The sequence below is a fragment of the Rhizobium sp. CB2179 genome (assembly GCF_057653455.1).
This window is the reverse complement of record NZ_CM172781.1, coordinates 3,836,147-3,850,095: the sequence shown is the minus strand read 5'-3', so window position 1 is coordinate 3,850,095 and position 13,949 is coordinate 3,836,147. Positions and strand designations below refer to the sequence as shown.

The window sequence follows — 13,949 nt, the reverse complement described above, 5'->3', positions numbered from 1 at the left end:
ATCAGGTGATCACGGTTGGCGCATCGCGTCCCGTGCGTTCACGAATGCTGGCTATGCTTTCGGCGGCGGCGATCAGATCGGCGAGCGCTTCTTGCGTTTCGATGTTGTGACGAGTCGAATCCGGCTCGTAGCGCTCGATATAGACGCGCAAGGTTGCGCCAGACGTGCCGGTGCCGGACAGGCGGAAGACGACGCGGGAGCCGCCTTCGAAGAGCACGCGGATGCCTTGATGCTCGCTCACCGATTTGTCGATCGGATCGTGATAGGCGAAGTCGTCGGCCTTCTCGACCTTCAGGTTGCCGAAGCTCTTGCCGGGCAGGGTGGGAAGCTGGCTGCGCAGATTGTCCACCAAGCCGTTCGCCGCATCGGTGTCGAGGCCTTCATAATCATGGCGCGAATAATAGTTGCGGCCGTAGGTCTGCCAATGCTGGGTGACGATATCGGCGACGCTCTCGCCGCGCACTGCAAGAATGTTCAGCCACAGCAGCACGGCCCAGAGGCCATCCTTTTCGCGGACGTGGCTGGAGCCGGTGCCGGAGCTTTCCTCACCACAGATCGTCGCCATGCCGGCGTCGAGTAGGTTGCCGAAGAACTTCCAGCCGGTCGGCGTTTCGTACATGCCGATGCCGCGCTTTTCGGCGACGCGGTCGGCAGCACCCGATGTCGGCATCGAGCGGGCGATGCCGGCGAGCCCGCCGGAATAGCCAGGGGCGAGATTGGCGTTGGCGGCAAGGATCGCCAGGCTGTCGGACGGCGTGACGAAGATGCCGCGGCCGATGATCAGATTGCGGTCGCCGTCGCCGTCGGAAGCTGCGCCGAAATCGGGCGCGTCATCGCCCATCATTTCATCGAAGAGTTCCTTGCAGTGCACCGGGTTCGGGTCCGGATGATGGCCGCCGAAATCCGGCAGCGGCATGAAGTTGCGCACCGAGCCCGAGGGAGCGCCGAGACGATTTTCGAAGATTTCCTTGGCATAGGGGCCAGTGACGGCGCTCATCCCATCGAAGGCAATGCGGAAGCCGAGGCTGATCAGATTGCGGATGGCGCCGAAATCGAACAGCTCTTCCATCAGCGCGGCATAGTCCTCGACCGGATCGATAACCGAGAGGATCGTGCCGCCGGGAAGCTCGTCCTTGCCGATGCGGTCGAGATTGACGTCGGCGAAATCGGCGATCTTGTAGCTGTCGATCGTCTTGGAGCGCGCATAGATAGCGTCGGTGATCTTTTCCGGCGCCGGGCCGCCATTGTTGATGTTGTATTTGATGCCGAAGTCTTCGGTCGGGCCGCCGGGGTTGTGGCTTGCGGAGAGGATGATGCCACCGAAAGCCTTGTATTTGCGGATGATGTGGGAAGCGGCCGGCGTCGACAGGATGCCGCCCTTGCCGACCATGACCTTGCCGAAGCCATTGGCCGCGGCCATCTTGACCGCCTTCTGGATGACCTCGCGATTGTAGTAGCGTCCGTCGCCGCCGATGACGAGGCACTTGCCCTGATAGCCTTCCAGCGAATCGAAGATCGACTGGATGAAGTTCTCTGCATAGTTCGGCTGCTGGAAGACCGGAACCTTCTTGCGCAGGCCCGACGTGCCGGGTTTCTGGTCCAGATAGGGCGTGGTGGAGACGGACTTGATCATTTTAGGTCACATGCCTTTCGAGACGAGGCTTGAATAGAGGGCAGCGTAGCGTTCGGCGCTCTTCTCCCAGGAGACATCCGATTTCATGCCCTGCTTTTGCAATTGGGTCCAGAGTTTTCGGTCCTGATAAAAATGCATCGCACGGCGGATTGCCTGTAGCATGCCTGTTTCTGTCACGGGGGCAAATTGTATGCCGGTTGCGACTTTCGCTGCAAGTGCGGCGTGATTGGCGTCGATCACGGTGTCATTCAACCCGCCGGTGCGGGCCACGATCGGCACGCAGCCGTAACGCAGGCCGTAAAGCTGGGTCAGGCCGCAGGGTTCGAAGCGCGAGGGGATGACGATCGCATCGCAGCCGGCCTGCATCAGGTGCGACATCGGCTCGTTGTAGCCGATCGAAACGCCGATGCGGCCGGGATGGCGGCTGGCGGAGGCGAGCAGAGCGCCTTCAAGGGCGGCTTCGCCGGACCCGAGCACGACGAGCTTGCCGCCCATGGCGACGATCTCATCGGCGATGTTGGCGACGACATCCATGCCCTTCTGCCAGGTGAGACGGCTGATGACGCAGAAGATCGGGGCGTCGTCATTGTCGAGGTGGAAGAATTCGGCGATCGAGCGACGGTTCTCCTCGCGGTTCTTCAGCGTCGTCGAGCCGTAGTGGGTGTGGACGACAGGATCGGTCGCCGGGTTCCAGATATCGGTGTCGATGCCGTTGACGATGCCGTGCAGATCGTCGATGCGGCTGGCGATGACGCCCTCGAGCCCCATGCCGAATTCCGACGTCAGAATCTCATCGGCATAGGTCGGGCTGACTGTCGTGATCGCATGGGCGGTCTTAAGGCCGCCCTTGAGAAAGCCGATAGTGCCGTAATATTCGATGCTTTCGGTGGCGAAGGCATGGGCAGGCAGGCGCAGGCCGGCAAAGATCTCGGAACCGAACTGGCCCTGGAAGGCGATGTTGTGGATGGTCAGAACGCTCGGCAGTTCCGGCGTCGGATAATAACGCATATAGACGGACGTCAGCGCCGCCTGCCAGTCGTGAGTGTGGACGAGATCCGGCTTCCAGCCGGGCAGCAGACCGGCGGCGATCTCGGAGGCGGCGAGCGACAGGGCGGCAAAACGACGCCAGTTGTCGGGATAGTCCTTGCCGAGCGGATCGAGATAGGGTCCGCCCGGCCTGTCGTAATAGGCCGGGGCATCGAGGATGAGCAGATCGAGGCCCTCGTGCTGGACCTCGAGTACGGTCGCCCGTTCACCGAGCAGGTCGGGGAATTCGAGCCTGACGACCGCGTCGCGAATGACCTTCATGACGGCGGGATAGCCGGGTAGAAGGGTCTTGGTCTCGACCCCGAAGGCTTTCAGAGCAATCGGCAGGGCGCCGGACACATCGGCCAGACCCCCTGTCTTGATCAAAGGGAAGACTTCGGACGAAACCGAAAGAACTTTCATAAGTCAGATATCCAGCTTGTCGATCATCGGTTGCGTGATCAGGCAGATGCCGCTTTCCGTCCGCCGGAAGCGCTTGGCATCGAGCTCGGGATCCTCGCCGACGACCAGACCTTCCGGAATGACGACACCATGGTCGATCACCACATTCTTGAGCTGCGCGCGCCGTCCGACCTTCACGTTCGGCAGGACGACCGCTCCTTCCAACTTGGAGAAGGAGTTGGCCCTGACGCCCGTGAAGAGCAGGCTGTTGTTGAGCATGGCGCCTGAAATGATGCAATCGCCTGACACAACTGAGGAGGTGGCCGAGCCGCGGCGATCCTCGTCGTCATGGACGAATTTCGCCGGCGGGGTAATCTCGGCATAGGTCCAGATCGGCCAGGACTTGTCGTAGATATCGAGCTCCGGAACGATCGCTGTCAGGTCGATATTGGCCTGCCAATAGGCGTCGATCGTGCCGACGTCGCGCCAGTAGGGCTCGTGCTCGAAATCCGAACGGACGCAGGACTTGGCGAAGCGGTGGGCGACCGCCTTACCGTTCTTGACGATATAGGGGATGATGTCCTTGCCGAAGTCGCGGCTCGAGGTCGGATCGGCGGCGTCGCGGCGCAGCGCATCGAGCAGGAACTTGGTGTGGAAGACGTAGATGCCCATCGAGGCGAGGGCGAAATCCGGCTTGTCGGGAATGGGCGGCGGATCGGCCGGTTTCTCGACGAAGGCGATGATCTCGTCCTTCTCGTTGACATGCATGACGCCGAAGCCGACCGCTTCCATGCGCGGCACTTCCAAGCAGCCGATGGTGACGTCGGCGCCGGAATCGACGTGCTGCTGCAGCATCCATTCATAGTCCATCTTATAGACGTGGTCGCCGGCAAGAATGACCATGTATTCGACGCCGTAATCCTGGATGATGTCGATGTTCTGATAGACGGCATCGGCCGTGCCTTCATACCATTGCGTCTCGGAGACGCGCTGGCTGGCCGGCAGGATATCGAAGCTTTCGTTGCGCTCGGGGCGGAAGAAGTTCCAGCCGCGTTGCATGTGGCGGATCAGCGAATGCGCCTTGTATTGCGTGGCAACGCCGATACGGCGAATGCCGGAATTCAGGGCATTCGACAGGGCGAAATCGATGATGCGGGCCTTGCCGCCGAAATAGACGGCCGGCTTGGCACGCCGGTCGGTGAGTTCCTTGAGACGGCTTCCTCTACCGCCCGCCAGAACATAAGCCATTGCATCGCGGGCAAGTGGCTGAACGCGCTTTTCTACCATTTTCTCCTCCCACCAGTCACTAATTTTCAGGTTCAAGCATGATTGTCGCCAAGGGCGGCAAGGTAATCGAGCAGGTGATGTTGCCGCCGGCATCGACGGCCTGCACGCGCCCGCCATTGCCCTTGCCGCTGCCGCCGTAGATGTCGGCATCGGTGTTCAGGATTTCCCGCCAGCGACCTGCGGACGGCAGGCGGATCGAGTAATTCTCGCGATAGACAGGGGTGAAATTGGTGATGACGGCGACCGGCTTCTGGCCCGGCGCCTTGCGCAGCCAGGCAAAGACGGAATTCTGGTGGTCGTCGGCGACCAGCCATTCGAAACCTTCGCCCTCGCAGTCACGCTCATGCAGCGCCGGCTTGCTGCGATAGGTGAAATTGAGGTCACGCACCAGGCGCCGGATGCCCTCGTGCATGCGATACTGAAGCAGGTTCCAGTCGAGTGCCTTCTCTTCGCTCCACTCGCTCCACTGGGCGAATTCCTGGCCCATGAACAGCAGCTTCTTGCCGGGATAGCCCCACATATAGGCGTAGTAGGCACGCAGATTGGCGAATTTCTGCCAGTCGTCGCCCGGCATCTTGGCGATCAGCGAGCCTTTTCCATGGACAACCTCGTCATGCGAGAGCGGCAGGACGAAATTTTCCGAATAGGCGTAGAGCAGGCCGAAGGTGAGTTCGTTGTGATGGTGGCCGCGATAGATAGGATCGCGGCTCATGTAGCTCAGCGTGTCGTGCATGAAGCCCATGTTCCACTTGAAGCCAAAACCGAGGCCGCCTTCATGCACGGGCTGCGAGACTTTCGGCCAGGAGGTCGATTCCTCGGCGATGGTCATGACGTTGGAATTTTTGCCATAGATGCGGATGTTGAGATCCTGCAGAAAACGGACCGCTTCGAGGTTCTCGTTGCCGCCATATTCGTTCGGGATCCACTCGCCGTGCTTGCGCGAATAATCGAGGTAGAGCATCGAAGCGACGGCATCGACACGCAGACCGTCGAGGTGGAATTTTTCGGCCCAGTAGAGCGCGTTGTTAACGAGATAGGAAACGACCTCGGTGCGGCCGAAATTGTAGATCGCCGTGCTCCAGTCCGGGTGGAAGCCCTTGCGCGGATCTTCGTGCTCGTAGAGCGCCGTGCCGTCGAACCAGCCGAGACCGTGTTCGTCGGTCGGAAAATGCGCCGGCACCCAGTCGAGGATGACGCCGATGCCGACCTTGTGGCAGCCGTTGACGAAACGGGCAAAACCCTCCGGCTCGCCGAAACGAGCGGTCGGCGCATAGAGGCCGGTCGTCTGGTAACCCCAAGAGGGGTCGTAGGGATACTCGGTGATCGGCAGGAATTCGATATGGGTGAAGCCCATGTCGGCGCAATAGGGGATGAGGCTGGAGGCGAGCTCGTCCCAGGACAGCATCGTGCCGTCCTGCCGGCGTTGCCAGGAGGCGGCATGCACCTCGTAGATCGAGATCGGCTGGCGGCGCTTGTCGGTCTCGCGCCAGTGCTTCAGATGGGCCTCGTCTTCCCACTCCTGCTCCAGCTCGGCGGCGGTGATCGAGGCGGTCTTCGGTCGGAGCTCGCTGCGCCGCGCAAAGGGATCTGCCTTTAGCGGCAGCAATACGCCGTCCTGGCCGCGGATCTCGAACTTGTAGGCAACGCCGATCGGTACGTCAGGGGCAAAGATTTCCCAGATGCCGCTGTCGGCACGGAAGCGCATCACGTGGCGGCGGCCGTCCCAATTGTTGAAATCACCGACGACGGAGACGCGCTGTGCGTTCGGCGCCCAGACGGCAAAATGGATGCCCTGGGCGCCGTCGTGCTTGATGAGGTGGGCGCCCATCTTGTCGAACAGGCGCAGATGCGAACCCTGGCGGGCGAAATAATCGTCCATCGGTCCGAGCACCGGACCGAAGCTGTAGGGATCGGTGACTGCCCATTCGGCATCGCCGCGCCGGGCGCGGTAACGCACCGGCTGGAGCTTTGTGAGGGAAACCGGGCCGGCAAAGACGCCGTCGGCATGGAGCTGCTTCAGTTCGCCGATGACGCCGCCATCGAGCGTCATGGCGGTCACCTCTTCGGCGCCCTGGATGAAGCACCGGGCGACGAAGGTGTCGCCGGCCTGGTGCAAACCGAGGACGGCAAACGGATTGGAATGCGAGCCGGCAAGGATTGCCGTGATTTCATCTGCCGAAATTTCCCAGGAAAGCTTTACTTCAGGGACGGTCTTCGGCGTTTTCATCCGGCTCTCCAGATTTCGTCTGCATATTGCCTGATGGTACGGTCGGAAGAGAACCAGCCCATCCGCGCCGTATTGTTGATCGTCTTGGTGTACCAGGCGGACTGGTTGGTCCAGATCTGGTCGACCTCGCGCTGGGCCTGGGCGTAGGCGTCGAAATCGGCTGCGACCATGAACCAATCGTGCGAATAGATGCCATCGATCAGCGATGTATAGCGATTGCGGTCATCGGGCGAGAAGACGCCGGAGCCGATGGCGGCAAGCGCCTGGGCGAGTTCGCGCGATCCCTCGATGATGGCGCGCGGATTGTGGCCATCGCTGCGGACTTTCGACACCTCGTCGGCCTTGAGACCGAAGATGACGATGTTGTCCTCGCCAACATTGTCGCGCATCTCGACATTGGCGCCATCGAGCGTGCCGATCGTCAGCGCGCCATTGAGGCCGAATTTCATGTTGCCGGTGCCGGATGCTTCCATGCCGGCGGTCGAGATCTGCTCCGAGAGGTCGGCGGCCGGAACCATGACTTCGGCAAGCGAGACATTGTAGTTCGGGACGAAGACGATCTTCAGCAGGCCGCGCACCGACGGGTCGTTGTTGATCGTGCGGGAGACGTCGTTGATCAGCTTGATGATGAGCTTGGCATTGTAATAACTCGGCGCCGCCTTGCCGGCGAAGAGTTTCACGCGCGGCACCCAGTCGAGCTCGGGATGCGAGCGGATCTGGTCGTAGAGCGCGACGGCCTCGATGATATTAAGCAGCTGGCGCTTGTATTCATGGATGCGCTTGATCTGGATGTCGAACATCGCCGACGGATCGAGCTTCACGCCCATGCGGCTGGCGACGAGGTTGGAGAGTGCCACCTTGTTGGCGCGCTTTACCGCTGCAAACTTCTGCTGGAAAGCCGGATCGGAAGAATGCACGTCGAGCGCACGCAGCTTTTCGGCATCATCGAGGAATTCGTCGCCGATGGCCTCGCGGATCAGGCCGGTGAGACCGGGATTGCACTGCTGCAGCCAGCGGCGCGGCGTGATGCCGTTGGTCTTGTTGTTGATGCGGTTAGGATAGAGCTTGTGCAGGTCGGCGAAGACCGTGACCTTCATCAGGTCGGTGTGCAGGGCCGAAACGCCGTTGATCGAATGCGAGCCGACGAAAGCGAGGTTGCCCATGCGCACGCGGCGGTCGCCGCTTTCATCGATCAGCGAGATCGAGCGGATTTCCCCATCGGAGAAGTTCTTGCCCTTGCGGGCGTCGATCAGGATCTTGGCATTGATCGCATAGATGATCTGCATGTGGCGCGGCAGCAGACGCTCGAACAGTGGCACCGCCCAGCTTTCCAACGCTTCGGGCAGAAGCGTGTGGTTGGTGTAGGAGAAGGTTTGGCGGGTAATTTCCCAGGCCTGGTCGAAATCCATCCCGTGTACGTCACAGAGTAGACGCACGAGTTCGGCGACCGAGACGGCGGGGTGAGTGTCGTTCAGCTGGATCGCCACCTTGTCCGGCAGCGAGGTGAAATCGTCGTATTGCTGCAGATGGCGGCGCAGGATGTCCTGCAGCGAGGCCGACGAGAAGAAGAATTCCTGGCGCAGCCGCAGTTCCTGGCCAGCCGGGGTGGCGTCGGCAGGATAGAGAACCCGGGTCAGGCTTTCGGCCTTGTTGCTTTCGCGCAGAGCGCCGATGTGGTCGCCGGCGTTGAAGGCATCGAGCAGGATCGGATCGATCGGTTGCGCCGACCAGAGGCGCAGCGTGTTGACGCGCTTGCCGCGCCAGCCGACGGCCGGCGTGTCGAAGGCGGCGGCGATGACGCGCTCGGCCGGTTTCCAGACGTAGCGCGGCTGGTCGTCATGGGTGGTGATGAATTCGACGGCGCCGCCGAAGCCGATTTCATAGGCGCTTTCGCGGCGTTCGAATTCCCAAGGATTGCCGTGGGCGAGCCAGTTTTCCGGCAGTTCCACCTGCCAGCCGTCGGCCAACTGCTGGCGGAAGAGGCCGTGGACATAGCGGATGCCGTAGCCGTAGGCCGGGACGTCGACCGTTGCCATGCTCTCCATGAAACAGGCAGCCAGACGGCCGAGGCCGCCGTTGCCGAGTGCGGCGTCCGGCTCCAGGCCGGCGATGACGTTGACGTCGACGCCGAGCGAGGCGAGTGCATCGCGCACCTCCTCCATCAGGCCGAGGTTCGAAACGGCGTCGCGCATCAGCCGGCCGATCAGGAATTCGAGAGAAAGATAATAGACGCGCTTAGCGCCGGTCGCATAAACCTCGCGGGTGGAAGCCATCCACCTGTCGATGATGCGGTCGCGCACCACCAGGATCGTCGCGGTCAGCCAGTCATGCGGCTTTGCCACCTTGGCATCCTTGCCGATGCGGTAGGTCAGACGTTCGATAATTTCTTCAGCGAGAATTTCCGGCCTTGAACTGCGAGGGGCGGGGGAGGGGATGATCGGCTTGGAAACAGTGTTCATCGTCAGGTCTCGCCAATTTTAATTTTGTTTCAGGATGTTATGCCTGATTCAATCAATTTGTCGCTTGCGCAGCCGACAGTTTATGCATCGTTACTAAGCACTTGCAACAAAGGATTTGGACAAACGAAAAATTTGCGAAACCTTCATATTCACGCGGGTCGAGGGGCTTGATTTCAATCGCTTTTCCCGATCTGATGCGCCGAACGAGCACAACGAAAAGCCGCACCGGTTTGTTCCGGCGCGGCTTTTCGTTTCCCATTTCTCTGGGCGTTGTATCAGTTCGTCAGACGCGTGACCTGATTGGATGCTTTCATGCCGATTTCCTTGAATGCCTTCAGGAGCGCCGTCATGTCGCCAGCGGGAAAATAGTTGCCCGGCGCTGTCGCGCAATAGCTCAGCAGAGCCTGGCCACGCGCCGGCGCCATAAAGGCAATCGTATAGACCTGCATCTTGGCGTCGCGCGCCTTGTCGCACCACGTCTTCGTTTCGGTGTCGGCGGAGGTATAGTTGTTGTCTCCGTCCGTCATGAAGACGATGTATTTTGTCGGAACCTGTCCCGTCTTGTCCACGTGCGCCTTGTCTTCGGCCGCGTCGGCAAGCTTATTATAGGCCGTCTTGAATGCCTCGCCAGAGTCCGTACCGTCGGTCGCCGTCAGCTTGTTGACATATTTGGTGACGTGGGCCGTTCCCCAATCCAGCGCTTTCGCTTTCTGCATCTCGATATTGTAGGAAACGGCACCCGTGCGGACATATTCCTTTTCGGGATCGACTGCGTCGAGTTCGCCCGTCAGCGTGCCGACGGCAAGCTTCAGGGCTTCGATTTTGGTGTAGTAGTGAGGACGCGTATCGGTGCAGGTCTTCTTCTTGGTTACGTTGCCGTATCTGTCTTTTTCGCTGCAGTCGTAATTGTATTCTTCCGTAGGATCTGACGCGTTGACCGTCGCGGTATCCTCGCCCATTGAGCCGGATCTGTCGAGGACGAGGAACATCGAGACGGAGCCTTGGGTTTGCGAATTGCCGCTGGTCGTCGTGCTCGACGTTGAAATGTTCTGCGTCGTGAACCCGATCGTCTGCATCAGCGGATTGACCGCGATGTTGTAGTCGGGCGAAACCGTCACTTGATAGGATGTCGACTTGCCCGATGTCGTTGTCCGGACATCGACGCCCGTCGTGCTCTTGATATCGATGCCGCTCTGCAGGTAATTCGCCATTTGTCCGGCGACGAAATCCCGCGCGAAGGCCTCGGCCTGCGAGGTTTGGATCGTGCCGTTTGCCAGGGCGGTCGCGGTTGCCAGCGCGGCAGAATCGGCGGCTTCCTGCAATTGCTGTTTCGAGAGCAATAGGTCGCCCACCTGGATCGCCATGCCGGCAGCACCAAAGAGGACGGGCAATACGATCGCCGTCATTATACCGAAATTACCGCCACGGTCGCCAAGCATGCGACGCAGGCAGGGATGCAAAAAGGAGGTGCTCATCATGTTCACCCGTGTAGGAGGCCCTGTGCGGTGATATTAGGCACGCTCCTCCTTTCCGCTGTCCTTACGGCGTCAATACAATTTTAACGAATCGTCGGATTTTTCCAGTTTTGGGATTATTTCAGTGGGATCACGTCGACCGCCTGGACGGCGCGTTGGCCGCCATAACTTTTCAATACGCCGATGACGGGAACGACGTCGGAATAGTCCCGGCCATAGGCGACCACGATGTGGTCTGTGCCGGCGGGGATGTCGTTGGTCGGGTCGAGCTCGATCCAGCCGTTCGTCTCGCCGCACCAGATCCTGACCCAGGCATGCATGGCGTCCGCCCCTTCCAGCCGTTCCTTGCCGGGCGGCGGGATGGTGCGCAGGAAGCCGGAGACGTAGCCGGCCGGAATGCCGAGGCTTCTAAGCGCCAGGATCATGATGTGGGTGAAATCCTGGCAGACGCCGCGCTTCAATCTGAACGCCTCGAGCGGCGTCGTGTCCACCGTTGTCGCGTCAGGATCGTAGGTGAAATCCTTGTTGATCCGGCTACAGAGCGCATGGGCGATCTGCATCGCCGTCAGATCAGGCACGGCCCAGCTTTGCGCATAGTCGGCGATCTCGCGGGCTTGGGTCAGGCGCGGGCTGTCGCCAAGGAAATGGTGCGGCGAATCCGGCGCCAGCGACCAGATTCCGGCGACCTCCTCCGGCAGGTCGGCAAGCAGCGGCGAGAAATCGGCGGCGATCGGCTGGCTTTCCACCTGCACGCGGGCCTGCATGCGAATGTCGAGCGTCTCGTGCGGCGCGCGCAGCATGAAGGAGGTGGTGGGATGATGGAAGAAATCGACGAAATGCGACTGCTCGTCCGGCGTCGGCGAGATGGTGATCGAGCCGGCGACCAGGCGCTGTCGATTGGTCAGCGACAGCGGCATCAGGCGCATGACGTGGCGAGCGCCGGAGGCCGGCACGTCGTAGATGTAACCCATGCGGAGGGAGAGATCGTAGAGCATCGCCGTCACCCGAGATAGGTTTGGGCGAGCAGATCGGAAAGCTGCTCCAATTCGCGTTCTAGCCGTTGATAGACCTCGGCCCCCATGCCCTCCGGCGTCATCACCGCCAGGCCGGAATGGAGCCGCATCGCTTCGCGGTAGAAGGGCGACATCTGGCCGTTGATCAGGGCATTCGGCAACTGCTCGACTTCATGGTGGATCTCGTTCACCTGGAAAAGGACCGAGCGGGGATTGAGAGGGTCGAGCGCCAGCAGGTCGGTGACGGTCAGCCGCGCCGTGTTGACGTTGTAGCGGCGGCGATGGGTCATGACGCTGTCGCCGATTTCGAGCAGCATGTCGAGCGCGCCGTCGGGCGCTTCCGGGCCGGACATGTGGCCGAGCAGGCGCGTCATGTGCAGGCCGCGCTCGATATAGCGGCCGAGCGAGAGGAAGCGCCAGCCGGTGAAGCGGTACATGTTCTCGTGCACGAGACCGGCGAAGCCCGCGAGCTTGCGCAGAAGGATCGTCATCGCATGGCTGGCGTCGTCGCCGGCAGCGACGGTGACGTGAAAGCGGCGGGCGGTTTTGGCGAGATCGTTGAGTGCCAGCCAGCCGTCCGGGGAGAAACGGTCGCGGATGTTGCTCGCCGAATAAACGGCGCTGTCGATGTTGCGCAAGAGCGTTTCCGGCACGGGTTCGGCGGTATCGATATCGACGGCCGTGAGATACTCGGAGACATCGGCGAGCAGCGGCTGGCTCGGATCGGCAGCTTCGGCGTAACGCGCATGCCAGGCGCGCAGGATGCGCAGCGCCCCTTCGGCACGTTCGATGTAACGGCCGAGCCAGAACAAATTGTCGGCTGCCCGGCTTGGCAGGCTGCCCGGCATGTTGCGGGTAAAGCTGCCCTCGGCCGGCAGCAGCGTGTGGCGCTCGACCGGCTTGTCGCTGACGATCCAGACGTCGGCGGCCGCTCCGCCCGACTGCATGGCGATCGCCGCGACATCGGCGCCGGAGCCGATACGGGCAAAGCCGCCGGGCATGATCTGCCAGCCGTTTGCCGTGCGGGCGGCAAAGACGCGCAGCGACATCGGCCGCGGCACGAGCTTGCCGTCCACCCAGGCGGGCGTCGTCGACAGCGTGACGACCTCCTGGCCGACCAGTTTCGGGCCGTCCGAACTCAGCCAGTCGGTGATGGAATCCTTGGCGGTCGCACGCAGCGACGAGCCGAGCACGGACTCGCCGTTGTCGTCGAAGAAGGGTGCTCGGGAATAGGCCGGGCCGATCACCATCTTCTCGATGTTCTTTGCGACGTGCTCGCGCTCTTCCTTCTGGCCACACCACCAGGTAGCGATCGAGGGCAATTGCAGATCTTCCCCCAGCAGACGGTGGCAGATGGTCGGCATGAAGGCCAGAAGCGCCCGGGTTTCGAGAACGCCGGTGCCGAGCGCATTGACGATGGTGAGGCTTTCGGCGCGCAGCGCTTCCACCAGGCCGGGCGTGCCGATATGCGAATTCTGGTTCAGCTCCAGCGGGTCGGCAAAGGCCGAATCGAGACGGCGCCAGAGCACCCCGATCGGCTTCAGGCCGGCAACGGTGCGCACCATGACGCGGCCCTTCACGACAGTGAGGTCCTCGCCTTCGAGCAGCATGAGACCGAGATAGCGGGCGATGTAGGCGTGCTCGTAATAGGTCTCGTTGGCCGGGCCGGGCGTCAGCACGGCGATGCGGTCGTCGCCCGAATGTTTCATACCCTGTAGTGCGTCGCGGAAGGCGCCGAAGAAGGAGGCGAGGCGGTGGACCGGGGTTTCGGCGTAGATATCCGAGAAGGCCCGGGTCGTCGCGACGCGGCTTTCCAGCGCGAAACCGGCGCCAGACGGTGCCTGCGTCCTGTCGGCCAGCACCCACCAGTTGCCGTCAGGTCCGCGGCCGATCTCGAAGGCGCAGAAATGCAGATAATGGCCGGAGCCCGGCCGGATACCGGCGAGCGGGCGCTGGAATTCGGGATTGGCGGCCATCAGCGCCGGCGGCAGGACCCCTTCCTCCACCAGCCGGTTGTCGCCGTAAATATCGGCAACGATCGCCTCCAGCAGGTCGGCGCGCTGGACGAGCCCCGCCGACAGCGTCTTCCATTCGCGCTCGTCGATCAGCACCGGGATATGCGAAATCGGCCAGGCGCGTTCGCCGGTGCCCTTGCTGCCATAGGCGCGGTAGAAGACGCCGGCATCGCGCAGGTAGCGGTCGGCGCGGGCAAAACGCTCGGCGAGATCCTTTTCCGGCATTGCGCTCAGATGCGAGAGGAAATTCTGCCAGACGGGGCGGACTGCGCCTTTGTTGTCGACCATCTCGTCAGCGGTGCCAGGAAGCGGCGCATAGCCGAAGGCCGCACCCTTGGCGATGCGGACCTCTGCCTCTCCCCTGCGCTCCGCTGCCGGCCTCTTACCCATCAAAACTGAACCCCAACCCCCG

8 protein-coding genes are annotated in these 13,949 nt (G+C 61.7%); all 8 read right to left on the bottom strand.

Annotated features, from left to right (window positions below; translation table 11 throughout):
• Position 1: 1 nt before the first annotated feature.
• Positions 2-1,633 carry an alpha-D-glucose phosphate-specific phosphoglucomutase gene (locus AC244Q_RS19055; RefSeq protein WP_003552790.1) on the bottom strand — a complete coding sequence of 544 codons (1,632 nt, stop codon included), beginning with the start codon at positions 1,631-1,633 and terminating at the stop codon, positions 2-4.
• Positions 1,634-1,639: 6 nt separating this feature from the next.
• Positions 1,640-3,082 (bottom strand): glycogen synthase GlgA, encoded by a 1,443-nt coding sequence (gene glgA, locus AC244Q_RS19050; protein WP_012758983.1) that lies wholly within the window; start codon positions 3,080-3,082, stop codon positions 1,640-1,642.
• 3 nt (positions 3,083-3,085) lie between these two features.
• A complete protein-coding gene (gene glgC, locus AC244Q_RS19045) occupies positions 3,086-4,348 on the bottom strand; it encodes a glucose-1-phosphate adenylyltransferase (RefSeq protein ID WP_012758982.1) in 1,263 nt (420 codons plus the stop codon).
• Positions 4,349-4,367: 19 nt separating this feature from the next.
• On the bottom strand, positions 4,368-6,575 hold the full coding sequence (glgB, locus tag AC244Q_RS19040) for a 1,4-alpha-glucan branching protein GlgB (protein ID WP_012758981.1): 2,208 nt from the start codon (positions 6,573-6,575) through the stop codon (positions 4,368-4,370).
• On the bottom strand, positions 6,572-9,034 hold the full coding sequence (locus tag AC244Q_RS19035) for a glycogen/starch/alpha-glucan phosphorylase (RefSeq protein WP_012758980.1): 2,463 nt from the start codon (positions 9,032-9,034) through the stop codon (positions 6,572-6,574). The genes glgB and AC244Q_RS19035 overlap by 4 nt, the downstream gene beginning before the upstream one ends.
• Positions 9,035-9,309: 275 nt before the next feature.
• Positions 9,310-10,509 (bottom strand): pilus assembly protein, encoded by a 1,200-nt coding sequence (locus AC244Q_RS19030; protein WP_017995186.1) that lies wholly within the window; start codon positions 10,507-10,509, stop codon positions 9,310-9,312.
• 116 nt (positions 10,510-10,625) lie between these two features.
• The gene (locus tag AC244Q_RS19025; protein WP_012758978.1) at positions 10,626-11,504 is read right to left on the bottom strand and encodes a transglutaminase family protein; all 879 of its coding nucleotides are present in this window, start codon (positions 11,502-11,504) and stop codon (positions 10,626-10,628) included.
• Positions 11,505-11,509: 5 nt separating this feature from the next.
• The gene (locus tag AC244Q_RS19020) at positions 11,510-13,927 is read right to left on the bottom strand and encodes a circularly permuted type 2 ATP-grasp protein (protein ID WP_017995184.1); all 2,418 of its coding nucleotides are present in this window, start codon (positions 13,925-13,927) and stop codon (positions 11,510-11,512) included.
• Positions 13,928-13,949 lie beyond the last annotated feature (22 nt).